Origin of the sequence: Lentzea sp. NBC_00516, assembly GCF_036346835.1 — a bacterium.
Lineage (GTDB): Bacteria > Actinomycetota > Actinomycetes > Mycobacteriales > Pseudonocardiaceae > Lentzea > Lentzea sokolovensis.
Genome location: NZ_CP107840.1, coordinates 5,471,903 through 5,497,227 on the forward strand (window position 1 = coordinate 5,471,903; position 25,325 = coordinate 5,497,227).

Below are 25,325 nucleotides of genomic sequence, written 5' to 3' on the forward strand. Positions count from 1 at the left end.
GATATCGGGGGTGAGCAGGTGGAATGCACGCATGGGGACCTGCCGTACCGCATCGGTGACAAGTGGACCGCGCACGTGCTGCGGGCGTTGCAGGACGGGCGTCGGCGGTTCACCGAACTCCGTGCCGAACTGCCGGGCGTGACGCCCAAGGTGCTCACCGAGACGTTGCGGGCGATGGAGCGCGAGGGAACGGTGGCGCGCGAGGCGTTCGACGAGAATCCGCCGCGGGTCGAGTACGAGCTGACGGCACAGGGCCGCAAGGTGCTCGGACTGCTCGACCTGTGTTGCGACTGGGCCCGAGAGAATCTGGTGAAGACGTGAGGCTGCAGCAGATCGTCGTCGACAGCAACGACCCGTCCCGGCTCGTCCGGTTCTGGGCCGAACTGCTCGGCGGCGAGCCGGTGAACCGCGAGCACGGGTGGGCGCACGTCGAACCGCCCGGTGGCGTGCGGATGTCGTTCCAGCCGGTGCCGGAGCGCAAGGACGTGAAGAACCGGCTGCACCTCGACTTCGAGGTCGACGACATCGAGGCGGCGGTCGTGAAGGCGGTCAGTCTGGGCGGCACCCGCGAAGGCGTGATCGTCACGGACGAGCAGGGCAGCTTCCAGGTCATGCGCGACCTCGAGGGGAACGAGTTCTGCTTCGTCCACTGAGGAACTACTGCACGGCCCGCCAGAGCGCCTCACCGAAGCGGATCGCGAGGATCAGAAGCAGCACACCGATCGCGAAACTGATGAGGCACCGCACTACGACCAGCAGTTTGGTGCCCTTCACCCCGTCATGATTCAACGTCGGCGGGCATGAACGACAGAGTCCATCGGTACCAATACGATGCGGGCGTGACCGACTGCCTGTTCTGCCGGATCGTCGCGGGCGAGATCCCGGCGACCCTGGTGACGGAGACCGACACGACGCTCGCGTTCCGCGACATCGACCCCAAGGCGCCCACGCACGTCCTGGTGATCCCCAAGGAGCACCACACGGCGATCGGCGACGTCGACCCGGTGCTCGCGGGGCAGATCCTCGCCACCGCGCACCAGGTCGCGAAGGCCGAGGGCATCGACGAGTCCGGTTACCGGCTCGTCTTCAACACCGGCAGGGACGGCGGCCAGACCGTCTTCCACGTGCACTGCCACGTCCTGGGTGGACGCGGTCTCACCTGGCCTCCGGGATAGCCATCTCACGGACGAACCGAGCGTCGACCGGGTCGCCGTGGCCGGGCACGACGATCCGCGGGTCCAGCTCGAGCATCAGATCGAGGACGTGGCGCCAGTTCGCCGGCGTCGCGTCCGGACCGGCCTGAGCGGGAGCGCCCTGTTCCACCAGGTCGCCGGCGAACACGACGCCGGCGTCCGGCACGTGCACGATCACGTCGTGCGAGCTGTGCGCGGGGCCGAAGTGGTGCAGGTCGACCCGGCGGCCGCCGACGTCGAGCGTGATGGTGTCGCGGAACGTGTGCGTGGGCGCGATGAGCGTGCCTTCGAACGGGTCGTCGTAGTGCTTGGCGCGGTCGTCGAGGAGGCTGTCGTCGACGACGCAGTCCTCGTGCGCCCACACCTCGCACGGCAGGAACGCCTCGGTGGCCAGCACGTGGTCGAAGTGGTTGTGCGTGAAGACGATCCGCGACGGCCTCACCTGGCGCGCGAGTGCCGGGTCCATGCCGGAGTCGACGAGCAGCGAATCACCTGATCCGGTGATGAGACCGAGCGTCAGGTCCAGCTCGGTGTGCCGGAGGACGAAGATCCCGTCCGCGATCTCGATCACCGCAGCACCCCGTCGACCAGCACGGGCACGGCGTCGCTCACGCCGATCCGGACGGCCAGGTCCACGTCCGCGGCGTGACCGTTCTCGATCAGCTCGCGGCCGGAGCCGCACTCCCGCACGGCGGTCTCGACGTCGGTGTTGCGGAACGCCGTGGCCGCGAGCTGCGCCTCAGGAGAGGCCTTGCCCTCCAGCGCCGCGAGCACCGCGCCCGCACCCAGGTAATCCTCGACGCACGGCCGCAGCGGTCCGAACTCGCGCGGACCCGCGTTGAGGATGTCGAGGCCCCACCGCTCGCCGCCCGGGATCACGCCGATGGTCTGCCCCAGCTCCTGAGCGCGCCTGGCCACCGCCGAGGCGTTGCGCAGGCAGGCCGCGAGCACGTGGGCGCCTGTCTCGGCGGCGAGGAAGCACAGGTTCGACCCGTTCGGCGACGGCAGCTCGACCAATCCGGTCGTCTCGGCGAGTGATGCTGGTCGCAGCGTCTTGCCCGACGCCGGCTTCCACCGAGACGGCCGCACCTGCCCGCCGTTGCCCACGACCAGGTCGACGGACGTCGTGAACGACAGCACGTCGACGACTATCAGCACGTCACAGTCCCGCAGAGCGCCTACGCCCTCGGGCCCCCATTCCAGCTTCAGCTGGTACCCCTCCTGGCTGAACACACCCACCAGCGTGTCAGACTCCGTGACGTGCGCGTTTATCTGGCAGCAGACCACGCTGGCTTCGAACTGAAGTCCCACCTGTCCACGGCTCTCACCGAGCAGGGCTACGAGGTCGTCGACGTCGGCGCCCACGAGTACGACGCTCTGGACGACTACGTGTCGTTCTGCGTCGACGCCGCGGAGAAGGTCGTCGCGGACCCCGGCAGCCTCGGCGTCGTGATCGGCGGCTCCGGCAACGGCGAGCAGATCGCCGCGAACAAGGTGAAGGGCGCCCGCGCCGCGTTGGCGTGGAACGTCGACACCGCGCAGCTCGCCCGTCAGCACAACGACGCTCTTCTGGTCGGCATCGGTGCTCGCCAGCACACGGCCGAGGAAGCGACCGAGATCGTGTCGGCGTTCCTCAAGACGCCGTTCTCGGGCGAGCCGCGGCACCAGCGCCGCATCGACCAGGTCAGCGCGTACGAAGACAAGCGTGCCTGAGGGCCACACGCTGCACCGCCTGGCGCGGCTGCACCAGCGCCGGTACGCGGGCAGGCCCGTGACCGTCACCAGTCCACAGGGACGCTTCGCGGCGTCCCTTGTGGACGGACGCAGGCTCGTTCGCGCCGAGGCGCACGGGAAGCACCTGTTCCACGTCTACGGCCCGGACGCGATCGTGCACGTCCACCTCGGCCTGTACGGCACTTTCACCGAGTCGCCGCTGCCGGTCCTGCTGCCCGTGGGCCAGGTCCGGATGCGGATGGCCGGCGAGACGCACTGGACCGACCTGCGCGGCCCGACGGCGTGCGAAGTGCTGAACAAGGACGAGGTGAAGCTCATCCGCGAGCGCCTCGGGCCCGACCCGTTGCGCCGCGACGCCGACCCCGACCGCGCCTACGAGCGGATCATCCGGTCGAAGCAGTCGCTGGCCGTGCTGCTGATGGACCAGAAGATCCTCGCGGGCGTCGGCAACGTGTACCGCGCCGAGGTGCTGTTCCGGCACAACGTGAACCCGCTGCTGGTCGGCAACAAGGTCAGCCGCGAGCTGTGGGACGCGATCTGGGCCGACCTGGTCGTGCTGATGAAGGACGGCGTGAAGGTCGGCCAGATCAACACCGTCCGTGCCGAGCACATGCCCCGTGCCATGGGCCGCGCACCACGCGTGGATCGGCACGGCGGTGAGGTGTACGTCTACCGCCGTGCCGGGGAGCCGTGCCTGATCTGCGGCACCGAGGTCCTGACCACGGAACTGGCGGCGCGCAACCTCTTCTGGTGCCCCGCCTGCCAGCCTTAGAAGTCGAAGCCGCCGCCCATGTCGCCGAAGTCGAATCCACCGGCATCGCCCGCGTCGGCGACACCGCCCATGTCACCCATGTCTCCCATGCCGACGTCACCCATCCCCATGTCGCCCATGCCGTAGTCGCCGACTCCGTGCATGCCGGAGAACATGGCGTCCATCAGCAGGAACGTGCCCACGCCCCATGCGCCGGCCACGAGCGCGGGCTTCCACCACGGCTCGGAGTACCAGCCACGCGGCACCGGACGTCCGGCGACCATGCCACCGGGGTAGTAGTAGGGCGTGCCCGAACCGGACTGCGGCGACGCGGCGTACTGGTGTCCCTCGACGGCGACCTGACGGTCCTCGCTGACGGCACCCGCCTGCTTCTGACCGGCACTCTCGGGCAGCGCGGGACCGGGGTCCATGCCCATGGCCTCACGCGCGGCGCGCACGTAGTGCAGGCCTTCCATCGCGGTCTCGGTGACCAGCCGTGCCTGCGGGATCGTGCGGGCCTGCTCCATCTGCGAGCCGGCGGCGGTGAAGCGCTCGGACGCGTCCGCCATCGCCTGCGTCGACGCGGTGTTGCTGCCGGTGAGGCTCATCACCTGCCCGCCCAGCCGCTCGACCCAGCGGCGTGCTTCCGCCTTGGCGTCGTCGAGTTCCCGCGCTTTGCGCGCGTTGCTCTGGCTGACCAGGTAGAACACCCCTGCGATCAGCAGTACCAGCACAACAATCCACACCACGGCGGCCACGGCTTTACCTCCCACACCAGGTGAACCGTCAACGAGCGACCGCGGCCGTGAGTTCCGTCAGAACACCTCGGGGCAATGCGGCTCACGCGCGCCGAGGAACGCCATCGACAACGCGTCCACGTGACCGGGCGTGTGCTCGATCACGCGGTGTGCGCGCTTGAGCACGGAAAGCCGTGCCCCACCGAGGAAAGCACTGCCGAGGGACGCGATGTCCAGCGACACGTCCACCGGGTCCTCGGTGCGCGTGACGGTGGCTTCGCCGCCCTTGGCCGTGAAGCGCCAACGGCCGGAGTTCCACGGACACAACGAGTCCTCGACCTCCAGCACGCTGTCCACATCGGACGAATAGCGGCGCAGCGGGAGAGCCCGGTCGATGTCGACGATCCGCATCCACAACGCGTCGCCTGCCTCGCGGCGGACCATCCGCGGGTTGTCGACCATGTGCAGGATCGGGTCGTCCCAGGCGGTGTAGAAGGAGATCTCCCCGACGAGGTCCATGTCCAGCAGGAACCGGTAGAGATCGGCGTACGCCTGCTCGGTCTCGCAGACCAGTTCGCGCACGTGCAGCTCGCTCGAACCACTGTCCGCCTTGACCCGGAACACCACATAGCCCTCGGGATGCAGGCAGTAGCGGTACGAGGAGAGTCCGCCGCGATCGATCTCGCGATCGGCCAGTTGCACGTCCCAGGTGTGCTCGACCCGGCTCAGCCAGCCCACCCGCGTGACGCGCACCCGTTCGTGGATCTCGCGCATGACCGGCAGGGCTTCTTCTCGCGACACCTGACGGATCCGTGCGTCGCTGACGTGCACACCGGGGTGGAACGCCATCCGCGTCGGCATCTTCAGCATGGCGATGCTGGTCGCGTATTCGCCGTAGCCGTACCGGCGGTAGATTCCGCCCTCCGACGCCCACAGCATCGCGATCGGCTCGCCGCTCTCATGCATGCCGTGCAGCTGCGTCTTCATCATCAGCGACGCCACGCCGCGACGCCGGTGACCGGGCTTCACCGACACCACGGTCACCGCGCCGGCCGGTGCCTGCCGGCCACCGGGAACGGTGATCTCGCGAGTGAGCACCGCGGCGGTGCCGATCAGCTCGTCACCGTCGAAGACAGCGTGCGCCCGGTCTTTCTCCAGGACCTTGAGCCACTTGCTGTCCTCCCCCATCGAGTCGCTCAGAAACGCCCACGCCATCACCCGCTGGTAATCGGGGAGGTCGGAGTCGGTGATGGTCCTGATGCTCAGCGCCGAGTCAGCCATGGCAGCAGTGATACGCCGCCATGGCCTCATTCGCAGCCCAATTAGCGCTGGACCGACTTGACCTCGCAGAACTCGTCCAGCCCGAACCTGCCGAACTCACGCCCGTTGCCCGACTGCCGGTAACCACCGAACGGCGCGCTCGTGTTGAACGCGGCGGCGTTGATGTCGACCTGCCCGGTCCGCAGACGCCGGGCGACCCGGAGTGCCCGGTCGGTGTCTGCGGAGAACACACCACCCGCCAGCCCGTAGATGGTGGAGTTCGCGATCCGCACCGCGTCGTCCTCGTCTGCGTACGGCATGACCGACAGCACCGGCCCGAAGATCTCCTCCTGCGCGATCGTCATCTCCGGCGTCACGCCACCGAACACCGTCGGCGCGACGTAGAAACCCTGCGGCAGCGGGGCTTCCGGCCCACCCGCGGCAAGCGTCGCGCCTTCCTCGACACCCTTGCGGATGTAGCCGACGACCCGGTCGCGCTGCGCCGCGGACACCGCCGGCCCGATCCGCGTGGACGGCTCGCTCGGATCCGCCGACGTGTACTTCTTGGCGGCCTGAGCAGCCAACTCGACGGCCTCGTCATGCCGGTCCGCGGGCACCAGCAGCCGGGTCCACGCACTGCACGCCTGCCCGTTGTTCATGAACGAGTTCGCGACCGCGATCTTCACCGCCCGCCCGAGGTCGGCGTCGTCGAGCACGATGCACGCCGACTTGCCACCCAGCTCGAGCGCGACCCGCTTGACCGTCTCGGCGGCGACAGCGGACACCCGGCGACCAGCCTTCGTCGACCCGGTGAACGACACCATGTCCACGTCCGGATGCGCGGCCAGCGCCTCACCCACGACGGGCCCGGTGCCGTGGACGAGCTGAAACGCTCCTGCCGGAGTGGCAGCCGTGATGATCTCGGCGAGCAGGTCGGCGGTCCCCGGCGCGAGCTCGCTCGGCTTGAGCACCACGGTGTTCCCGGCGGCCAGCGCCGGCACCACCTTCGCCACCATCTGCTGCAGGGGGAAGTTCCACGGCGTGATGGCCGCGACGACCCCGATCGGCTCGCGGAAGACCAGCGAGTTGCCGATCTCCTCGGGCTCGAAGTAACCGCGCTCCAGCACGTCCGCGACCCCCTCCGCGATGGCGACGGGGTTCGCCACCTGCACCTTCTGACTGAAGGTGAGAGGCGTGCCCATCTCCCGGGTCATGGTCGCCGCGAGCTCCCCGGCCCGCTCACGCAGACCGTCGATGATCGCCCGGACCACCTTCGCCCGCTCGTCCACCGAGGTCTCCGCCCACGCCGGGAATGCGGCCACCGCGGCGGCCACGGCCACGTCGACGTCGACCGGCGTGCCCTCGGCGAGCGTGCCGATGACTTCCTCGGTGGCGGGGTTGACGACCTCGATCACGGGAGCCCTCCAGACAGATGTGACACTCACAGCGCTGACAGCAGTCAGACTGTCACATCCACTGGCAACGGTCACGCCGACCGGTGGGTGGCCTGGCGAGCCGACAGGTGGCGGATCTCGGGTGGGCCTGAGGGCGGTGGCGGCCGGAGGGCGACCCGGTGAGCGAGGGCAGGCACTGCGGATGCCACGCCCAGCGAACCGCCTTCGGCGAACTCGGCTGACGAGCAAGGGCAGGCGCCGCTGGCAACGTCGCCTACGACCTCGACCTGGCGAGCAAGGGCAGCCGTCGTCGGCACCGTTGCCGGCAACCAGCGTCGAAGGCCTCGGTCTCGTGAGCGAGGGCAGGCACCGCGCATGCTCAGGCAGACGCCATCGCACCTCCCAGCCGCCGCTCACGCAGCACCCGAAGGTGCACCGAGGCCCAGGTCCGGTACGGCCGCCACGCCTCGGACACCTCGGCCAACGGCCGCCCGTACCGCTCGGAAACCTCATCGGTGAGCCGGGACTCGTTGTGCGGCACAGCATCCGGAGCGTTGGCTCCGCGCAGCACGACCAGCTCGGCCGCGAACGGCCCCAGCCCCTTTACCTGCTGCACCGCCAGCACAGCCGCCGCAGGCTTGAGAGAACGCAACGCCACCGCGTCCAAAACCCCGTCCAGCGCGGCCTCGGCAACCGCACGCAGGTATTCGGGCTTGCGGCCGGGCAGGTCGAGGTCGAGCCGCAGCAACTCCGCCGGTGCCGGGAACACGCCGTCCCGCAGCAGCGAAGCCTTCAGCACAGCCGCCTGCGACACGCGGATCCGCTGCGAGAGCACGGACCACGCCGCTGCCTCGTACGGCGAGTAGAAGCCGCACGGCCGTAAGCCGGGTAAGGAAGCCTGCGCCGACGCGATCACCGGATCGCGCTGACCGACGTCCGGCCACGCCCGCCCGTCAACGTCCAGAGACAGGAAGCGGCAGACCTGGGAAGCCGCCAGGTCGAGGTCGCCCTCGCCGGACAGCTCCAGAACGGCAGTGGCGCCGTGCTGGGTCACGGAGACCGAGGCACGGCGCCACTCACCTTCGACCAGGAACGTCGCCTGCAGCGCCTCTCCCGCACGCGCGGGCAGCGCGGACGGCGTGAAGCCCTCCCAGAACTCCCTGGACGTCGCCAACGACCAGGGGCCCTGAACTGCGACTTCGACGCGGTGGTGTGCCATGTCAGGAGACGCTAGCCAGCACCTCTGACAGAAAATTCAGGCGAAGAGTTCAGAAGAGCCCGGCAGGACTCAGCTGAAGTCCAGTTCACCCGTACGGGTCCGCTTGAGCTCGAAGAAGTACGGGAAGCCGGCGAGCAGCCGAGCACCGTCGAAGATCGTGCCCGCCTCTTCGCCGCGCGGGATCTTCGTCAGCACCGGGCCGAAGAACGCGACGCCGTCGATGTGGATGGTCGGCGTGCCGACGTCCATGCCGACCGGGTCCATGCCGCGGTGGTGCGACGCCCGCAGCGCCTCGTCGTACTCGGTCGAGTGCGCGGCCTCGGCGAGCTCTGCCGGCAGTTCGGCGTCGGAGAGAGCCAGCTTGATGACTTCGTCGAAGTCCTGGTTGCCCTCGTTGTGGATGCGCGTGCCCATCGCGGCGTACAGCTTCGGCAGCACCTCGTTGCCGAACTTCTGCTCGGCGGCGATGGCCACGCGAACCGGACCCCAGCCCTTCGTCATGAGCTCCCGGTACTGCTCGGGCAGGTCGCGGCCCTCGTTCAGCACGGCGAGGCTCATCACGTGGAAGCTCAGGTCGATGTCGCGGACCTTCTCCACCTCGAGGATCCACCGGGAGGAGATCCAGGCGAACGGGCAAAGAGGGTCGAAGTAGAAGTCGACCTTCGCCTTGTCGGTCATGCGTGCCCCTTTAGTGACGGTCGGTGGCGTTATCGCCCCATCAGCCCAACCAGATCACCCTGTCATCTCTTCCCGTACGCCGGTTCCGTGATTGGATGCGGGAGTCATAACCATTCCCGACGACGTCAGCGCGTAACCACACGCGCGGCAGACGAGGTGACCAGTGGCCGCGCCCAACCTCACCCGCGACCAGGCTCAGGACCGTGCTGAGCTGCTGGAAGTGGAGTCCTACCGGATCGAGCTGGACCTGACGGACGGCGGCGGAAAGCCGGGTTCGGACACGTTCCGCTCCACCACCACCGTGGTGTTCCGCAGCCGGACTCCGGGTGCTTCCTCGTGGATCGACATCGTGGCGGCGACCGTGCACCGCGCTGTGCTCAACGGCAGCGAGCTCGACGTCTCCGACTACCGCGAGGAGGACGGCGTCAAGCTGCCGGACCTCGCGGAGACCAACGAGCTCACCATCGAGGCCGACTGCCGGTACATGAACACCGGCGAGGGCCTGCACCGGTTCGTCGACCCGGTCGACGGTGGTGTCTACCTGTACTCGCAGTTCGAGACCGCGGACGCCAAGCGCATGTTCGCGTGCTTCGACCAGCCCGACCTCAAGTCCGTCTACTCCATGAAGGTGACGGCGCCGCACGACTGGAAGGTCATCTCGAACGGCGAGATCATCGCCACCGAGGACGGCGAGGGCGGTTCGGACGTGCACACGTTCGCCACCACCAAGCCGATGTCGACCTACATCGTGGCCCTGGTCGCCGGCCCTTATGCCGAGTGGCGTGACGAGTTCGTCGAGGGTGACTTCAAGATCCCGCTCGGCATCTACTGCCGCGCCTCGCTCGCTCCTCACATGGACCACGAGCGGTTGTTCACGGAGACCAAACAGGGCTTCGGGTTCTTCCACAAGGCGTTCGGCGTGCAGTACCCGTTCGGCAAGTACGACCAGTGCTTCGTGCCGGAGTTCAACGCGGGCGCGATGGAGAACGCCGGCTGCGTCACGTTCCTCGAGGACTACGTCTTCCGCAGCCGCGTCACCCGCTACCTCTACGAGCGTCGCGCCGAGACCGTGCTGCACGAGATGGCGCACATGTGGTTCGGCGACCTGGTCACCATGCGCTGGTGGGACGACCTGTGGCTGAACGAGTCGTTCGCCACCTGGGCGTCCGTGCTCGCGCAGGCGGAGGCCACCGAGTACCGCCAGGCCTGGACGACGTTCGCGAAGATCGAGAAGTCGTGGGCGTACCGGCAAGACCAGCTGCCCTCCACGCACCCGGTCGCAGCCGACATCTCCGACGTGCAGGCGGTCGAGGTCAACTTCGACGGCATCACCTACGCCAAGGGCGCCTCGGTGCTCAAGCAGCTCGTCGCGTACGTCGGGCTGGAGAACTTCCTGGCGGGCCTGCGGGTCTACTTCGGCAAGCACGCCTGGGGCAACGCCACGCTCGCGGACCTGCTGGGTGCGCTGGAGGAGGCGTCCGGCCGCGACCTGTCGTGGTGGAGCGCGCAGTGGCTGGAGACGACGGGCCTGAACCTGTTGCGCCCCAAGTTCACCGTTGACGCACAGGGCAGGTTCACCGAGTTCGCGGTGCTGCAGGGCGGCGCGCGACCTGGCGCCGGCGAACTGCGCACGCACCGCATCGCGATCGGCGTCTACGACGACGACGGCTCCGGCAAGCTCGTTCGCACGCACCGCCACGAGCTGGACGTGACGGGCGACCGCACCGAGGTTCCCGAGCTGGTCGGCGTGCACCGCGGCAAGATCGTGCTGGTCAACGACGACGACCTCACGTACTGCACGATGCGCCTCGACCCGGACTCGCTGGCCGGGCTGATCGACCACATCTCCGACATCGCCGAGCCGCTGCCGCGCACGCTGTGCTGGTCGGCCGCGTGGGAGATGACCCGCGAGGCCGAGCTGAAGGCCCGCGACTTCGTGAACCTGGTGCTCGGCGGGCTGCACTCCGAGTCCGAGGTCGGTGTGGTGCAACGACTTCTGCTGCAGGCGCAGACCTCGCTGTCCTCCTACGCCGACGACTCGTGGCGGGCGGAGGGCTGGCGCCGGTTCGTGGCCAAGGCGATGGAACTGGCGCAGGCGGCCGAGCCGGGCTCCGACCACCAGCTGGCGTTCGTGAACGCGCTGGCCTCGTCGGTGCTCGACGACTCCACTGTGGACGTTCTGCGCGGCTGGTACGACGGGACCGCCGTGCTGGAAGGCCTGGACGTCGACACCGACCTGCGCTGGCGTCTGCTGCAGGCACTTGTCGCGCACGGCAAGGCGGACCTGCCGGAGATCACCGCCGAGGAGGAGCGCGACCCGACCTCCACCGGTCACCGCCGCGCGCAGTCGACCCGTGCGCTGCGCCCGACGACCGCGGCCAAGGACGAGGCGTGGGACCGCGCCGTGAACGACGACGACCTGCCCAACGCGGTCAGCGAGGCGATCATCGCGGGCATCTCGCACCCCGGTCAGAAGGAGCTGCTCGCGCCGTACGTCGAGCGCTACTTCGGCGACGTGAAGGGTGTGTGGGACCGCCGCACCTCCGAGCGCGCGCAGTCGATGGTCGTGGGCATGTTCCCGGCGTGGTCGATCGCGAAGTCCACTGTGGAGGCCGCTGACGCGTGGCTGGCGGACGAGCACCCGCCCGCCCTGCGCCGTCTGGTGTCCGAGGGCCGCGCGGGCATCGTGCGCGCCCTTGCGGCGCAGGAGTTCGACCGCTCGTAAGCTGTGGTGGGGAAGGCCCCGTAATGCGTTCGCGCGTTGCGGGGCCTTCCCATAGCGTCGAGCGGCTGTCCTGGGGAGGTCCGGTGAGAGTTCGCTACGAGGTCGTGCGCTGGTGGCTCGAGGACGGGGAGTTCGTCGACGAGGTCCTGGCACGGGTCGTGGACGTCGACGGGCTGTTCGCCGATCCCGTGCCGCCCGAGCGCGAACGGCTGGTGCTGCGCGGATGCACGGTCGCACCGGACGAGCTCACCGGCGACTTCCACCTCGGCGTCTCGGGCTCGCAGTGGTGGCTCCTGGGCGATCTGGTCGTGCACGCCGAACTGCCCGGCGGTGATCTCGTCGCCAGTGCCTGCGTGAGCCAACTGATCGACGGCGGCGACTTCGGCACTCCCCCGGCGTACACCCTGTACAAGGACCTGCGGGAGACCGGCACATGTCGTGCCGTGGAAGGGTTTCCCCGCTCGTTCGAGAGCGTCTGGCCACCGGTGACGCTGATCGGCTGCGACAACCCGGGCCGCATCCGGCCCTCGGCGCCCGTCGACGAGCAGGGTCCGTGGGTGGGGTTGCGCGCCCTGGACCGCGGCGGCCGGATCGTGGCGCACGCCGGGGTCGCGCTGGACGTCGCGTCGATGTCCCCGTCCGCTGCCGGTGAAGGACTTTTCGACGTCGTGCTCGACCAGTCCCGTTACGGCGAGGACTGGACGGTGGCCGAGCGGCCCACTCCCGCCGCTCGCGGGGCGTGGCGCGTCTGGATGGAAGGCGTTCCGGCGGAACGGAACCTGTGGGCGCCGCTGAGCGCCGAGGGCCGCATGTGGTGGAACGAGATCGCCGCCAAAGCACCCCGCACGCGCCCCACGGCAGGCGTGCACCACGTCGACGGCAGGCACGCGACGGACGAGTTCGGCCTGCACCTGGCGCTGAGCGAGGCGCTGGTCGGGCCTGGCCGGTTCCTGGGCAGTGTCTACGCCATCACCGGGATGTACGAGGAGTGGTGGTTCGTACCGGGCATCACGCTCGTGTGGCACGAGCCCGGCGTGGCGTTCGAGGCGATGCCCGACTACTTCCTCGGACTGCTGAAGAACCTGCGGCGCAACGGGGTCGACGTCGTGCTGGAATCGTCCACAGAGGACCTGGCCGACCGGCTCGACCGGTGCGTGGAGCTCGGCGCGTTCGTCGACCGCTGGATCGCCGGCTGGGCCAGGGCGCAGGAGGTGGAGCCGCACGACCTGCTGGACAACTGGCACGTCTGGGCCGATCTGCCCGGCCGGGAGGAGGAACGGATCCTCGCGGGGGACGCGAACGTGATGCAGCACGCCGAAGACGTGGAGCTCCAGTCCGTGCCGACCTGGCTGACGGTGGCGACGGACTCGCCGGACGAGGTGACCCGTGTGGTCGAGCAGGCCGGACTGGTCGCCCGCACACCGGAGACGTTCATGCGGCGCGGCCTTTTCGACCACCCCGCGCCGAAACCTCCCGACGGCTACTCGGTGCGAGTGATGCCGGGAGACGTGATCGAGGTCGTGGTGACGTTCGACGGCGAGGAAGCCGCGAGCGGTCTCATCGCCGTGGTGGGCGAAGACGCTGTGCCCCACCGCATCGAGACGAAGCCGGCGCATCGGCGACGCGGGCTCGGCAGCGTCGTGATGGGCGCCCTGGTCCAGGAGGCGGTCAAGGCCGGCGCGAGTGACGGACTGCTGTTCGCGACCGAGGAAGGCCTGCACCTGTACCGGAAACTGGGCTGGGACACGATTTCCGACGTCGTGATCGCGGCGAACGACAAGGGGGAAGCATGATCGGCGAACTGGTGGAGCGCTGGCACCGCGGCTGGATCGCGGCCGACGGGCTGACGTCGGAGTACCGCGACGGCTACCTGGTCGTCCACGTGAACCGGTCGCACCGGGTGTTCGAGTGGATCGCCACGGACGACGCGGAAGCCGGTGCACTGGCCGGAATCGTCGCCGCGACGAAGGAACCGAGCTGGCTGAGCGTCCCCACGCACTCGCCGGCCAAGGTGATCGCGGAGATCGAGGCGGGTGGACTGGTCGTCGCACGCCCTGACGAGACGTTCATGCGGCGCACGCTGGCCGGCCACCCGTTCTCCGACCCACCAGAGGGCTACACCGTCGAGGTGACCAGGAACCCGGTGCTCGGGGTTCAGGTGCTGGCGAACGGCGAGGTGGCCGCCAGCGGATTGATGGCCGTCGTCGGGGAAGACGCTGTCGCGCACCGCATCGAGACGGCGGAAGCGCATCGGCGGCGTGGTCTCGGCAGTGTCGTGATGGGCGTGCTGGTGCGAGAGGCCGTGGCGGACGGGGCGACGACCGGGTTGCTGTTCTCGTCGACCACGGGCGTGCACCTCTACCGCAGCCTCGGCTGGGAGAAGATCTCCGACCTGGTGGTGGCCCGCAACGACGTCAGCGCGTGAAAAACGCCCCCGGCTGCGTGCCGGGGGCGTTCGAGAACAAGATCAGGAACGCGGTGCGCTGCCCGCCTGGTCGGTCAGCATGCGCAGGCCCGACACGAGGCCGCCCGCGAGGTCGCCCTCCTTGAAGGACGCCACCATGCTCATCACCGCGAGCTTGGCACCTCGGTCAGCGAGACGGCGGTGGGACTCTTCGCCCGTCACGATCTCGACGACGCGCTCACCCGGCGACACGGCCACGAGGACGTGGTGCGTCGGACGCTCGGTGGAGCCGTGCAGCTCCTGCGCGCGCTCGTGAGCGTTCGAGCCGAGCTCGCCCAGATACACGCTGAAGTCGAGGCCCGTGGAACGACTGGAGAGCGTCAGCGCCTCGTCCAGCTGCGCGAGCTGCGAGGGCGTGAACGGCAGCTCCGGCGCGTGCGGCTCGTACATCTTCGCCGCGGACACCCGGCCGCTGTTCGTCACGACGGCACCGACGGGCAGCGTCGACGGGTCGACGGCCTCGATCGCTTTACCAGTTGCCACGTGCGCCTCCCTTGGCGGTCGAGTCCGAGGCACCGGACTCGGCGGCGCTGTGGTGCTCGGCGCTCAACCCTGCCGGGTTCGCGCTCCACCACACCGGGGCGTAGCCCCACTCCTGGCCGGGCCGATACCGGGGAATCCGGGTGGCCTTTGGCCTCACCGTCAGCAGCGTGATCACGCCGTAGATCGCCAGCGGGATCAACGCGAAGACGAGAACGGTCTCCACGATGGTCACGGCGGGTACGGTAGCCGAACTCAGTCGCGCGCGAGCGGCCGGGCCAGCAAGATCGCATTGAATCCCACGATCGAGCCCGCCACGACGTGGACGGTGCCCGGCGACGTCGCCTCGGCGAGCGATCCGGCGAGACCCGCGCCCCAGTGGCGACAGTCCCCGGCGACCACCCGATAAGCGCTGGTCACACGACCCGTCCCGCGCCCCACCGCGCCGCGAGCCGCGGGAACGGCTGGACGCCTAGCAGAGCACCGGCCACCGTGCACCCGATGTGAACAGGAACCACCGGTTCGGCGAGGCCGAGCACCTGGATGGAGTAGAGCGGCCGGCATGGCGTTGATCGCGGCCGCGCGGACAGCTGTGATTGCAACGGCAACTACCAGTAACCACAGGACAGCGCGTCGAGCGCGAAACAGGCTGCGAGCGCCCACCAGAACAGCACCGCGGAGGTCGGCCCGAAGGCCGTGACGCACAAGACGACGACCGTCGCGTGTCCGGTGTGGACTTCCGGCGCGAGCACTCCGGTCACCCCGGCGCGCAGCCAATGTGCCACCACGACAACGGTTCTCGGTCTCCAGCGGTCCACAAGGGCGCCAGCGGGCAGCGCGACGAACAATCAGAGCAGGATAAGGGCGACTGGCCACAGCGGACACCCGAGCGGACCGTGGGCGCCGGCGGCGGCGAACAAGGGCAGCGCGACAATGCGCACGCCGCCGTCCACGAGCGACACCGCCCAGGCACCGGTGAGCGCTCGAAAACCCCGTCCACGCACGCCTTTTGCGCTATGACGCACATCACGTTCCATCGGATTGAGCGCTACGGAGCGTGTCCATACCCGCCAGTAAGGGCAATGAGTGCTCTCGTGCGGCGCAGCGGTTACACCCGGTCAGGCCTCACCCGGTCGGCGGCGAACGGGTGCCGGTTTGGGGTCTTGTTCCCGGATCACCCACCTCTTAGCTTTTCACCTATACGGGTCTTGCGCACCCGCCCCGAGCAAGCTGGAGGACACAAAATGTTCACGATGACCCGCCCCCAGGCCGTGACCTTCACTCTTCCGAGCTACAAGGACGATTCAGTGCGTATCACGGCCAGTGACTCCGTCCGGATCACGATGAACGACTCCGTTCGTATCACCGCGAGCGATTCGGTCAGGATCACGGCCCGCGACTCCGTCCGCATCACCATGGACGACTCAGTGCGCATCACGGCGAGCGATTCGGTCAGGATCACCTGCTCCGACTCGGTCCGGATCACGGCCCACGACGACTCCGTCCGGATCACCGCTCAGCAGGATTCGGTGAGGATCACCGCGCGTGAGGACTCCGTGCGGATCACCATGGACGACTCGGTGCGCATCACGGCCCACGACGACTCCGTCCGCATCACCATGGACGACAGCGTCCGGATCACCGCCCACGACGACTCGGTGCGCATCACCGCTCAGCAGGACAGCGTCCGCATCACCGCACGCGAAGACTCCGTGCGCATCACGATGGACGACTCGGTCCGGATCACCGCGCTCGACGACTCCGTGCGCATCACGGCGCGCCAGAACGACTTCTCCCTCGCGGCCTGACCAGGACGACCAGCCTCAGGCAGCCGGTTCGCCCAGGTACGGCAACCACTGCGGATCAGCTTCGGCCACGCCGGCGAGCAGTCGCCAGTGCGGGCCACGTGGCGCCACGGGAACGACGCGCAGCCGCCAGCCCAGTTCGGACAGCATCTTGTCCGCCTTGCGGTGGTTGCACTTCGCACAGCAGGCGACGCAGTTGGTCCAGGTGTGAGGTCCGCCACGCGAGCGCGGCACGACGTGGTCGATCGTCTCGGCCCGCCCGCCGCAGTAGGCGCAGCGATAACGGTCGCGGTGCATGAGCCCGGCACGGGTCATCGGCACGCGACCGCGATAAGGCACGCGAACGTAGGAGCTCAGCCGGATCACGGACGGCACGAGCACCTCGGACTTCGACGAGTGCAGCACCAGCCCGGAGGCGTCTCCGTGCACGACTTCGGCTTTCCCGCACACCACCAGGACGACCGCGCGGCGCAGTGACAACGCCGTGAGCGGCTCGAACGTGGCGTTCAGCAGCAGGACCTTGCGTCTTCCCCAGGGGAAAACAGCCGGCGCCGGACCGGTACCTTCCCCGTCTCGATCCCCATCCGGCACGGCCCGCAGCTCGGGCGGTTTTCGGCATGGGGGGACCGTCGGCGCCGTCTCGCCAGGTAGCGAGGTGCCGATAGGGGTCGGTTGTCGGTCTGGCACGCGACCACCTCCACCGGTTCAGCCATAGGAGACCACACTTACCAGGAAAAAATCACGTGTGATAAGTGACGCGTCACGGATGTGTGATCGAACCTGGGGTGAACTCGCTCCCTATCGGAAGTCGTTTTCAAGAGCCCGCTACCCTTGACAAGGTGACAGAGGCTCCTTCCACTCCACTGCCTGCGACGATCACCTACCCGATCGCCGAGCGGCTAAACATCGCCGAGCAGATTCACGGGCGCGTCGTCGCCGATCCGTACCGGTGGCTCGAAGACACCGCGGACCCCCGCACCGCGGAGTGGTCGCAGGCGCAGGACGTGCTGGCACGTTCCTGGTTGGACGCGATGCCCGGCCGCGCACGCCTGGGCGAGCGCCTCAAGGAGCTGATGCGCACGGGTTCGGTGTCCACGCCGACCTGGCGCGCGGGCAGGGCGTTCTTCAGTCGCCGCGGCCCTGAGCAGGACCATCCGGTCGTCATGGTGCGCGAGATCGACGGCACCGAACGCGTGCTGCTCGACGTCAGCACGCTCGACCCGTCCGGCCGGACCACCCTGGACGGCTGGTCCCCCAGCCTCGAAGGCACGCGCCTCGCGTACCAGGTGTCCGTCGGCGGCAACGAGCACTCGCTGCTGCACGTGATCGACGTCGAGTCGGGCGAGCTCATCGAGGGCCCCATCGACCGGTGCCGCTACTCCTCCATCGGCTGGCTGCCCGGCGGCGAGGAGTTCTTCTACGTCCGCCAGCTCGACCCGGCGCTGCTGCCCGAGGACGAGAAGCTGTTCCATCGCCGCGTGTGGCTTCACCGCGTCGGCACGGACCCGGCCACGGACCTCAACGTGCACGGCGACGGCCAGGCGCACACCTTCTACTACTCGCTCACCGTGTCGCAGGACGGCCGTTGGCTGGTCGTGAGCGGTGCGCCCAGCACGATGAAGCACGACTCCGTGTGGATCGCGGACCTGCACGGCGACGCCGCGCTCAAGCCGGTGATCCTGACCGAGGCCGGCGTGCAGTGTTCGGCGTTCGTCGCCCGCGACGGCAGGCTCTACCTGCACACCAACCACGGCGCGCCCCGGCAGCGCCTCTGCGTCGCCGACCCCGGGAACCCCACCGAGTGGACCGAGCTGATCAGCGAGGAACCGGACTCGGTGCTGGACGGCGTGCGCTGGCTCAACGGCGACCTCGTCATCCTGCGCACCCGGCACGCGGTGTCCGAACTGCACCTGCACGACGCCGCGACCGGTGCGCACGTCCAGGAGATCCCGCTGCCCGGCACGGGCTCGTTGCACGGCATGTCCGTCGTGGACGCCCAGACCGCCCACGACCAGGACACGCTGTGGTTCGGGTGGACGGACTTCGTGACGCCGCAGTCGGTGTTCCGATTCTCGAAGACCACGGGTGAGACGGTGCTGCACGAGGCCGCACCAGGTCGTGTCGAGCTGCCCACCGTGACGACGCAGCAGATCGCGTACACGTCCAAGGACGGCACGACGGTCCACATGTTCGTCGTCAGCGGCGAGCAGAAGCCCGACCTGCCCCGTCCCGCCCTGCTCACCGGCTACGGCGGCTTCGCGATCGGCCGCGGCCCCGGCTACAGCGCGACCACGCTGGCGTGGGTCGAGGCGGGCGGCGTGTGGGTGCACGTGTCGTTGCGCGGTGGCGACGAGGAAGGCGAGGACTGGCACCTCGCCGGCATGCGCGCCAACAAGCAGAACGTGTTCGACGATCTCCACGCCGCCGCCGAACGTTTGGTGCGTGACGGCTGGACCACGCCGCAGCAGTTGTCCATCATGGGAGGCTCCAACGGTGGCCTGCTCGTGGGCGCCGCGCTGACCCAGCGCCCCGAGCTCTACGCGGCCGTGGTGTGCTCAGCGCCACTGCTCGACATGGTGCGCTACGAGAAGTTCCTGCTCGGACGCCTGTGGGCCGACGAGTACGGCAGCGCAAGCGTTTCCGAGGAGCTGGGCTGGTTGCTCTCCTACTCGCCTTATCACCGAGTGGTAACGGACGTTGAGTACCCTTCGGTCTTGTTCACGGTGTTCGAGTCGGATTCTCGTGTGGACCCCAACCACGCCAGGAAGATGTGCGCGGCACTGCAGCACGCTTCGTCCAGTGATCCGACCAAGCACCCAGTGCTGATCCGCCGCGAGACCGAGGTCGGTCACGCCGGACGATCGGTCAGCCGGACGGTGGCTCTCGCCGTGGACCAGCTGACGTTTCTCGCGAATGCCACTGGCATGGAGTTGTAGGAGGGCACGAGCACGTGTTGGCGACGAGTCCTGTGGATGACGCCGCGAACAAGACCGCTCAGGCGGTCGAGTTCTTCGAGAAGTACGGCCCCACGATCCTGGCGGGCGCGATCAAGATCGTCGTGATCCTGATCGCCGCCTTCATCCTCAGGGCCATGCTGCGCAAGGTCATCGACCGGATCACCACTCCCGGCAAGGAAGGCAAGAAGCCGGGCCTGCTCAAGCCGCTGCGGGAACGCGCTCCGCAGGCGCTCGGGAACCTCATCTCCGAGCGCCGTGAGCAGCGCGCCCGCACGATCGGCTCGGTGCTGAAGTCCATCGTCACGATCCTGATCTTCGGAATCGCGTTCCTCGAGATCATGATCGTGGTCGGGATGGACATCACGCCCGTGCTGACCTCGGCGGGCATCCTGGGCGTCGCCATCGGTTTCGGCGCCCAGAACCTGGTGAAGGACTTCCTGGCCGGCATGTTCATGCTGCTGGAGGACCAGTACGGCGTCGGCGACGTCGTGGACCTCGGCCCGGCGACCGGCACCGTCGAGGCGGTCGCGCTGCGCACCACCACGATCCGGGACACCGGCGGCACGGTCTGGTACGTCCGCAACGGCGAGATCCTGCGCGTCGGCAACTCGTCGCAGGGCTTCGCGGTCGCGGTCGTCGACCTGCCGCTGAGCTACGGCGCGAACCTCGCCGAGGCCACCCAGGTGCTGGACCGCACGGCTCGCGAGGTGGCCGACAAGGACCCGCTCAAGTCGGACATCACGGCCAAGCCCGAGGTGCTGGGCGTGGAGAAGTTCACGCCGGAGGGCATCACGCTGCGGGTCACCGTGAAGACGCGCCCCGGCCGTCAGTGGGCGGTCCAGCGCAACCTGCGCGCGCAGCTCATGCCCGCGCTGGAAGAGGCGGGCTTCACCGCCAAGTGAGTTAGAACACCCATTCGAGACGATGATCAACCGGCGTCCTGCCAGTTCACACGCCTATGGCAGAGCCAACAGCCGGGGCGGCCTGCGCGCGGTGGCTGTCGTGAGTCAGGATGGGTGTGTGGGAAACCCCGTGAGCTTCTTCGAACAGGTCGGTGGCGAGGAGACGTTCCACCGCATCGTCGCGCGCTTCTACAAAGAGGTGAAGGCCGACGAGATCCTCCTCCCGCTGTACCCCGAAGAAGACCTCGGACCTGCGGAGGAGCGGCTGCGGCTGTTCCTCATGCAGTACTGGGGCGGCCCCCACACCTACTCGGACAACCGGGGCCACCCGAGGCTGCGGATGCGCCACGTACCGTTCAAGATCGGACCGATCGAACGGGACGCGTGGCTGCGCTGCATGAGGATCGCCGTCGACGAGGCCGGCCTGGACGAGGCTCACCGCAAGCAGCTCTGGGACTACATGGAGATGGCCGCGAACAGCTTGATGAACAGCTTTTCCTGAGCGCCCATCACCCGTTCGGGTCCTTTAGCAGCGAGACGAATGGCAGGATGACCCCCCGTGCGACGTTCCTCCGACCTCAGTCCCGAGATCGCCGAAGAGTCCGTCTGGTGGCGTGACGCCGTCTTCTACCAGGTCTACGTGCGCTCCTTCGCCGACTCCAACGGCGACGGCGTCGGCGACCTCGACGGCATCCGGTCCCGCCTCGGCTACCTGGAGCTGCTCGGGGTCGACGCGCTGTGGCTCACCCCGTTCTACCGCTCGCCGATGGCCGACCACGGCTACGACGTCGCCGACCCGCGCGACGTGGACCCGATGTTCGGCGACCTGGCCGCGTTCGACCGGCTGGTCGCGGACGCGCACGAGCACAACATCCGCGTGACGGTCGACCTGGTCCCGAACCACACCAGCGACCTGCACGTGTGGTTCCAGGAGGCGCTGCAGGCCGGTCCCGGCAGCATGGAGCGCGCCCGCTACATCTTCCGCGAGGGCCGCGGCTTCGACGGCTCGCAGCCGCCGAACAACTGGACGTCCGTCTTCGGCGGCCCCGCGTGGACCCGTGTGCCGGACGGCCAGTGGTACCTGCACCTGTTCGCGCCGGAGCAGCCCGACCTCAACTGGGACCACCCGGAGGTCCGCGCAGACCTGGAGCAGACGCTGCGGTTCTGGCTGGACCGCGGGGTCGACGGCTTCCGCATCGACGTGGCGCACGGCATGGCCAAGCCCGACGGCCTGCCGGACATGGAGATCCGCGCGCAGGCCCCCGGCGTGCTGTCCGACGACGCGCACGACCCGCGTTTCGACAACGACGGCGTGCACGAGATCCACCGCATGATCCGCAAGGTGATGGACGGCTACCCCGGCACCATGGCCGTCGGCGAGATCTGGGTGAAGGACGACGAGCGCTTCGCCGCCTACGTCCGTCCCGACGAGCTGCACCTGGGCTTCAACTTCCGGCTGGTCGAGGCCGGCTTCGACGCCGACGCGGTCCGTTCGGCCATCGAGCACTCGCTCGGCGCCGTCGCACTCACCGGCACGCCCGCGACCTGGACGCTGTCGAACCACGACGTGGTGCGGCACGTGACGCGGTACGGCGGCGGCGCGCTGGGCGAGCAGCGGGCCCGCGCGATGACGCTGGTCGAGCTGGCGCTGCCGGGCGTGATCTACCTCTACAACGGCGAAGAGCTCGGCCTGCCGAACGTGGAGCTGCCGGACTGGGCCCTGCAGGACCCGACCTGGGAGCGTTCCGGGCACACCGAGCGCGGCCGGGACGGCTGCCGCGTGCCGATCCCGTGGGAGGGCACCAGCCCGCCGTTCGGGTTCTCCACGGCCGTGAACACCTGGCTGCCGCAGCCGAACGAGTGGGACCACCTCACGGCCGAGGCGCAGCTGGAAGACCCCGGCTCGATGCTCTCGCTCTACCGCGAGGCGCTGGAGCACCGGAAGTCCAACGCGGGCTTCGCCGGTGAGGAACTGGAGTGGTACGGCGCCCCGGCCGGCTGCTTCGCGTTCCGGCGCAAGGGTGGCGGGCTGATCTGCGCCCTGAACACCTCGGGCGCCTCCGTGCCGCTGCCTCCCGGGCAGGTGCTGCTGTCGTCCGGTCCGATGGACGGCGACCAGCTGCCCCCGGACACCGCGGTCTGGCTGGCCTGAACCTGACGCGAACAGCGCCCCGGGGGTCCTGGGGCGCTGTTCGTGGTGAACCGGTCAGGCGAACGTGCGCACCTGGGACCAGTCACCGCCGATGGACCACGTCACACCGGCATACGGGACTCCGCCGGGATTGACGAGAGAACCGTTGGCGTACACCGACAACTTCCCGTCCGGCTCCACGGCCACGATGTCGGCGTAACCGTCGCCGGACGCGTCCATCACCGTGAACTGCTTGACCGCGGACCAGTTGCTGTTCCGGATCCGCCAGGTCTCCCCGGTGAACGGCTTGCGATCACCGCTCACCAGCGTGGCGTTGTTGTACCCGAACAACTCGCCGTTGCCGTCGACCGCGACGAGGTCACCGAAACCGTCCCGGTTGAGGTCGGCGACACCGAGGTGCTTGACGTTGCCCCAGCCCACGCCCAACCGGTAGGTCTCCCCGCCGAACGGCTTTCCGCCCGGATTCACCTTGCTGCCGTTGGCGTACACCACCAACGCACCCGAACCTTCCACCGCGACCAGGTCTCCCCAGCCGTCGCCGGTGACGTCCGCGATCGCCAGCTGCCGGACGTCCGCCCAGGAACCCTGGTACGTCCACGTCACGCCGCCGAACGGCTTGCCGCCGGGGTTGACCTGAGAACCGTTGCCGTACACCGACAACGTGCCGTCGGTGCCCGTCGCGACGAGGTCCGCGTAGCCGTCACCGGTCACGTCGCCCGATGCCAGCAGCTTCGTGCCGGTCCAGTCGCTACCGGCGTACCGCCACGTCTCCGAGGTGAACGGCTTGCGGTCGCCACTGACCAGAGTGGCGTTGTTGTAGCCGAACAACTGGCCGTTGCCGTCCACCGCGATCAGGTCACCCCAGCCGTCCCGGTTGACGTCGCTCACCCGGTCCGCCGGGATCGCGACCTCGGCCAGCAACGTTCGTGCCGTGCCCTCTGCCTGGTCGTACCGCTCGGGGTAGTCCGAGCGCTGGACCTTCTGCGCGAGCCGACCCGCGGACAGCCCGGGGTTGGCACGGTCGACGCTGATCGCCGACTGGAAGAACGCCCTGGACGCGTAGGTCACGTCCATGATCTGCTCCGGCGTTCCCCAGCCCTGTGAGGGCCGCTGTTGGAACACCCCGACGGAGTCCAGGTGACCGCACGGCACGTTGTTCATGCGCGACTCGACCCAGCCGGCCTCGAAGCCCGCGAGCATGACCTTGTCCGACACGCTCAGGTCTCTGGCCACCTGGTAGACGATCTTGGTGACGTTGAGGTCGCGGTTCGGCGGGATGACGCACACCTCGTCCGCGTCCTGGACGCCCGGCGCGTCTCCAGGTGTCGCGTGGGCGATGGTTGCTCCACCGGTGATCACGGCGGTCACCAGGACACCAGCCGCAAGTCGTTGCAGGAAAGACATTTCCTTCTCGTTTCTCGTCGGCTCGGTGGATCAGGCCAGGGTGCGGACGCCGGACCAGTCGCCGGCCGCGGACCACGTGCGGTTGGTGTAGGGAATCCCGCCGGGGTTGACGAGGGAACCGTTGGCGTACATGGCCAGCTTGCCGTCCGGCTCGACCGCGATGATGTCGGCGTAGCCGTCACCGCTGGCGTCCATCACGCTGAACTGCTTGACCGCGGACCAGTTGCTGTTCCGGATCCGCCAGGTCTCCCCGGTGAACGGCTTGCGGTCGCCACTCACCAGAGTGGCGTTGTTGTAGCCGAACAACTCGCCGTTGCCGTCGACCGCGACCAGGTCACCGAACCCGTCCCGGTTGAGGTCGGCGACACCGAGGTGCTTGACGCCGCCCCAGCCCTGACCCATGCGGTAGGTCTCGCCGCCGAACGGCTTGCCGCCCGGATTCACCTTGCTGCCGTTGGCGTACACCACCAACACACCCGAACGCTCCACCGCGACCAGGTCACCGAAACCATCGCCGGTCACGTCCGCGACGGCTACGTGGGACACCCCGCTCCAGGCGCCGTCGTAGCGCCAGGTGACGCCGCCGTAGGGCTTGCCGCCCGGACTGACCAACGCGCCGTTCGCGTACACGACAAGGGAATTGCCCTCGACGCCGACCAGGTCCGCGTAGCCGTCGCCGGTCACGTCACCCGAGGCGAGCGTCGTCACCGCCGACCAGTCGCCGCCGGCGTTGCGCCAGGTCTCGCCGGTGAACGGAGAACGGTCCCCGCTGACCAGGGTGGCGTTGTTGTAGCCGAACAGCTCACCGTTGGCGTCCACGCCGATCAGGTCGCCGAACCCGTCGCTGTTGACGTCGCTCACGCGGTCCACCGGGCGAGCGTCGGTGATCCTGTTGTAGCGCCACGGCAGGTAGCTCGAGTCGCCGAAGTAGGGGTACGGGATCGTGCGGCGCACCGTGTGGCCAGGACTTCCCGCCTGCTCGATGCCTGTGTACGCCGTCCTGGCGTCGTTCGCCCACGCCTCGAAGATGACCACGTGGCCGGCCGGGCCGCCGGTGCCGGGACCGAGCTTGCCGAGCACGTCGCCCGGCAGCAGGTCGTTCTTCGCGATCCGCTGGGAGACAGCGGGAAGGGACTCCGTGGTCCGGCTCGAGCCGAGCTTCCAGGCCATCGAGACGAACCCGGAACAGTCGGCGCGGTACCCGCCGAACCAGCCTCCCATGTCGTACGGCACCGGCCCGCCGTTGTTGGCGGTGAGCCAGGTCTTCGCGCGGGAGATCACCTCGCCCCTGGTGATCGGCTCGTCCACGCCGGCCGCGGCCAGTCCGGCGATCGGCACCTCGGTTCCCTGCCTCTGCACGGTCTCCTGTGCCGACACCGGCGCTGCCAGCGCGAGCGCGGCGAGTGCCGCGACCACGCCGAGTCCTAACGTTCTCCTGGTCCTCATGCTTGCCCCCAGACAGTTCGCGGA

Annotated in this window: 27 protein-coding genes; 13 read left to right on the forward strand and 14 right to left on the reverse strand. The window is 68.8% G+C overall.

Features of this window, described 5'->3' with window-relative positions:
• The first annotated feature begins 18 nt into the window (after positions 1-18).
• The 3 genes from OG205_RS24175 (at position 19) to OG205_RS24185 (ending at position 1,175) form a co-directional block, all read left to right on the forward strand.
• Positions 19-321 carry a winged helix-turn-helix transcriptional regulator gene (locus OG205_RS24175; RefSeq protein ID WP_330270366.1) on the forward strand — a complete coding sequence of 101 codons (303 nt, stop codon included), beginning with the start codon at positions 19-21 and terminating at the stop codon, positions 319-321.
• On the forward strand, positions 318-653 hold the full coding sequence (locus OG205_RS24180) for a VOC family protein (protein ID WP_330270367.1): 336 nt from the start codon (positions 318-320) through the stop codon (positions 651-653). Before OG205_RS24175 ends, OG205_RS24180 begins: the two co-directional genes overlap by 4 nt.
• Before the next feature lie 147 nt (positions 654-800).
• Entirely contained in the window at positions 801-1,175 is a 375-nt protein-coding gene (locus OG205_RS24185; RefSeq protein WP_330270368.1) for a histidine triad nucleotide-binding protein, read from the forward strand.
• On the opposite strand, the gene OG205_RS24190 is transcribed toward OG205_RS24185, so the two are convergent.
• A complete protein-coding gene (locus tag OG205_RS24190) occupies positions 1,156-1,764 on the reverse strand; it encodes an MBL fold metallo-hydrolase (RefSeq protein WP_330270369.1) in 609 nt (202 codons plus the stop codon). The two genes, OG205_RS24185 and OG205_RS24190, sit on opposite strands and share 20 nt — an antisense overlap.
• Positions 1,761-2,426: a 2-phosphosulfolactate phosphatase gene (locus tag OG205_RS24195; RefSeq protein WP_442916580.1), complete on the reverse strand. Its 666-nt coding sequence runs from the start codon at positions 2,424-2,426 to the stop codon at positions 1,761-1,763. Before OG205_RS24195 ends, OG205_RS24190 begins: the two co-directional genes overlap by 4 nt.
• Positions 2,427-2,453: 27 nt before the next feature.
• Between OG205_RS24195 and OG205_RS24200 the strand changes: the two genes are divergently transcribed.
• Both OG205_RS24200 and OG205_RS24205 read left to right on the forward strand, forming a co-directional pair.
• Positions 2,454-2,906 carry a ribose-5-phosphate isomerase gene (locus tag OG205_RS24200; RefSeq protein WP_093605733.1) on the forward strand — a complete coding sequence of 151 codons (453 nt, stop codon included), beginning with the start codon at positions 2,454-2,456 and terminating at the stop codon, positions 2,904-2,906.
• Positions 2,899-3,699: an Fpg/Nei family DNA glycosylase gene (locus OG205_RS24205; protein ID WP_330270371.1), complete on the forward strand. Its 801-nt coding sequence runs from the start codon at positions 2,899-2,901 to the stop codon at positions 3,697-3,699. The genes OG205_RS24200 and OG205_RS24205 overlap by 8 nt, the downstream gene beginning before the upstream one ends.
• Here the strand turns inward: OG205_RS24205 and OG205_RS24210 are convergent.
• From OG205_RS24210 to OG205_RS24230, 5 genes are all read right to left on the reverse strand, one after another.
• Complete coding sequence (locus OG205_RS24210; RefSeq protein ID WP_330270372.1) at positions 3,696-4,436, reverse strand: hypothetical protein; 741 nt, start codon at positions 4,434-4,436, stop codon at positions 3,696-3,698. The genes OG205_RS24205 and OG205_RS24210 overlap by 4 nt on opposite strands.
• Positions 4,437-4,493: 57 nt before the next feature.
• On the reverse strand, positions 4,494-5,696 hold the full coding sequence (locus OG205_RS24215) for a GNAT family N-acetyltransferase (protein WP_330270373.1): 1,203 nt from the start codon (positions 5,694-5,696) through the stop codon (positions 4,494-4,496).
• A gap of 41 nt (positions 5,697-5,737) precedes the next feature.
• Positions 5,738-7,090: an aldehyde dehydrogenase family protein gene (locus tag OG205_RS24220; protein WP_330270374.1), complete on the reverse strand. Its 1,353-nt coding sequence runs from the start codon at positions 7,088-7,090 to the stop codon at positions 5,738-5,740.
• Positions 7,091-7,448: 358 nt separating this feature from the next.
• On the reverse strand, positions 7,449-8,288 hold the full coding sequence (locus tag OG205_RS24225) for a DNA-3-methyladenine glycosylase family protein (RefSeq protein WP_330270375.1): 840 nt from the start codon (positions 8,286-8,288) through the stop codon (positions 7,449-7,451).
• A 69-nt stretch (positions 8,289-8,357) separates the two neighbouring features.
• Positions 8,358-8,966: a mycothiol-dependent nitroreductase Rv2466c family protein gene (locus OG205_RS24230; RefSeq protein WP_330270376.1), complete on the reverse strand. Its 609-nt coding sequence runs from the start codon at positions 8,964-8,966 to the stop codon at positions 8,358-8,360.
• Positions 8,967-9,129: 163 nt separating this feature from the next.
• Here OG205_RS24230 and pepN point away from each other — a divergent pair, with 163 nt between their 5' ends.
• The 3 genes from pepN (at position 9,130) to OG205_RS24245 (ending at position 14,116) form a co-directional block, all read left to right on the forward strand.
• Positions 9,130-11,691 carry an aminopeptidase N gene (pepN, locus tag OG205_RS24235; RefSeq protein WP_330270377.1) on the forward strand — a complete coding sequence of 854 codons (2,562 nt, stop codon included), beginning with the start codon at positions 9,130-9,132 and terminating at the stop codon, positions 11,689-11,691.
• Positions 11,692-11,774: 83 nt separating this feature from the next.
• On the forward strand, positions 11,775-13,484 hold the full coding sequence (locus OG205_RS24240) for a GNAT family N-acetyltransferase (protein WP_330270378.1): 1,710 nt from the start codon (positions 11,775-11,777) through the stop codon (positions 13,482-13,484).
• Complete coding sequence (locus OG205_RS24245) at positions 13,481-14,116, forward strand: GNAT family N-acetyltransferase (protein ID WP_330270379.1); 636 nt, start codon at positions 13,481-13,483, stop codon at positions 14,114-14,116. Before OG205_RS24240 ends, OG205_RS24245 begins: the two co-directional genes overlap by 4 nt.
• Positions 14,117-14,158: 42 nt before the next feature.
• Here OG205_RS24245 and OG205_RS24250 read toward each other — a convergent pair whose 3' ends face one another.
• From OG205_RS24250 to OG205_RS24265, 4 genes are all read right to left on the reverse strand, one after another.
• Positions 14,159-14,638 (reverse strand): DUF5130 family protein, encoded by a 480-nt coding sequence (locus OG205_RS24250; RefSeq protein ID WP_330270380.1) that lies wholly within the window; start codon positions 14,636-14,638, stop codon positions 14,159-14,161.
• A complete protein-coding gene (ctaJ, locus tag OG205_RS24255; protein WP_090010263.1) occupies positions 14,625-14,870 on the reverse strand; it encodes an aa3-type cytochrome oxidase subunit CtaJ in 246 nt (81 codons plus the stop codon). Before ctaJ ends, OG205_RS24250 begins: the two co-directional genes overlap by 14 nt.
• A gap of 20 nt (positions 14,871-14,890) precedes the next feature.
• Positions 14,891-15,055, reverse strand: coding sequence for a hypothetical protein (locus OG205_RS24260; protein ID WP_330270381.1), 165 nt, complete (start codon positions 15,053-15,055; stop codon positions 14,891-14,893).
• A 188-nt stretch (positions 15,056-15,243) separates the two neighbouring features.
• A complete protein-coding gene (locus OG205_RS24265) occupies positions 15,244-15,483 on the reverse strand; it encodes a hypothetical protein (protein WP_330270382.1) in 240 nt (79 codons plus the stop codon).
• A gap of 459 nt (positions 15,484-15,942) precedes the next feature.
• Here OG205_RS24265 and OG205_RS24270 point away from each other — a divergent pair, with 459 nt between their 5' ends.
• Complete coding sequence (locus tag OG205_RS24270; RefSeq protein WP_330270383.1) at positions 15,943-16,443, forward strand: DUF2345 domain-containing protein; 501 nt, start codon at positions 15,943-15,945, stop codon at positions 16,441-16,443.
• 15 nt (positions 16,444-16,458) lie between these two features.
• Here OG205_RS24270 and OG205_RS24275 read toward each other — a convergent pair whose 3' ends face one another.
• A complete protein-coding gene (locus OG205_RS24275) occupies positions 16,459-17,031 on the reverse strand; it encodes an HNH endonuclease (protein ID WP_330270384.1) in 573 nt (190 codons plus the stop codon).
• Between the two features lie 248 nt (positions 17,032-17,279).
• On the opposite strand from OG205_RS24275, the gene OG205_RS24280 reads away from it, so the two are divergent.
• From OG205_RS24280 to OG205_RS24295, 4 genes are all read left to right on the forward strand, one after another.
• Complete coding sequence (locus tag OG205_RS24280; RefSeq protein WP_330270385.1) at positions 17,280-19,376, forward strand: prolyl oligopeptidase family serine peptidase; 2,097 nt, start codon at positions 17,280-17,282, stop codon at positions 19,374-19,376.
• A 95-nt stretch (positions 19,377-19,471) separates the two neighbouring features.
• Positions 19,472-20,299, forward strand: coding sequence for a mechanosensitive ion channel family protein (locus OG205_RS24285; protein ID WP_319981862.1), 828 nt, complete (start codon positions 19,472-19,474; stop codon positions 20,297-20,299).
• A 118-nt stretch (positions 20,300-20,417) separates the two neighbouring features.
• A complete protein-coding gene (locus tag OG205_RS24290) occupies positions 20,418-20,801 on the forward strand; it encodes a globin (RefSeq protein ID WP_330270386.1) in 384 nt (127 codons plus the stop codon).
• A gap of 57 nt (positions 20,802-20,858) precedes the next feature.
• Positions 20,859-22,451 carry a glycoside hydrolase family 13 protein gene (locus OG205_RS24295; protein WP_330270387.1) on the forward strand — a complete coding sequence of 531 codons (1,593 nt, stop codon included), beginning with the start codon at positions 20,859-20,861 and terminating at the stop codon, positions 22,449-22,451.
• Between the two features lie 54 nt (positions 22,452-22,505).
• Here the strand turns inward: OG205_RS24295 and OG205_RS24300 are convergent, their stop codons facing one another.
• Both OG205_RS24300 and OG205_RS24305 read right to left on the reverse strand, forming a co-directional pair.
• Positions 22,506-23,819, reverse strand: a complete 1,314-nt coding sequence (locus tag OG205_RS24300) for an FG-GAP repeat domain-containing protein (protein ID WP_330270388.1) — start codon at positions 23,817-23,819, stop codon at positions 22,506-22,508.
• A gap of 66 nt (positions 23,820-23,885) precedes the next feature.
• Positions 23,886-25,301 (reverse strand): C40 family peptidase, encoded by a 1,416-nt coding sequence (locus OG205_RS24305; RefSeq protein ID WP_330270389.1) that lies wholly within the window; start codon positions 25,299-25,301, stop codon positions 23,886-23,888.
• Between the last annotated feature and the right edge of the window lie 24 nt (positions 25,302-25,325).

Coding starts and splice junctions, on each gene's coding strand:
- OG205_RS24185 (WP_330270368.1), top strand. CDS start 801: ATGAACGACAGAGTCCATCGGTACCAATACGATGCGGGCGTGACCGAC.
- OG205_RS24215 (WP_330270373.1), bottom strand. CDS start 5,696: ATGGCTGACTCGGCGCTGAGCATCAGGACCATCACCGACTCCGACCTC.
- OG205_RS24245 (WP_330270379.1), top strand. CDS start 13,481: ATGATCGGCGAACTGGTGGAGCGCTGGCACCGCGGCTGGATCGCGGCC.
- OG205_RS24305 (WP_330270389.1), bottom strand. CDS start 25,301: ATGAGGACCAGGAGAACGTTAGGACTCGGCGTGGTCGCGGCACTCGCC.
- OG205_RS24225 (WP_330270375.1), bottom strand. CDS start 8,288: ATGGCACACCACCGCGTCGAAGTCGCAGTTCAGGGCCCCTGGTCGTTG.
- OG205_RS24230 (WP_330270376.1), bottom strand. CDS start 8,966: ATGACCGACAAGGCGAAGGTCGACTTCTACTTCGACCCTCTTTGCCCG.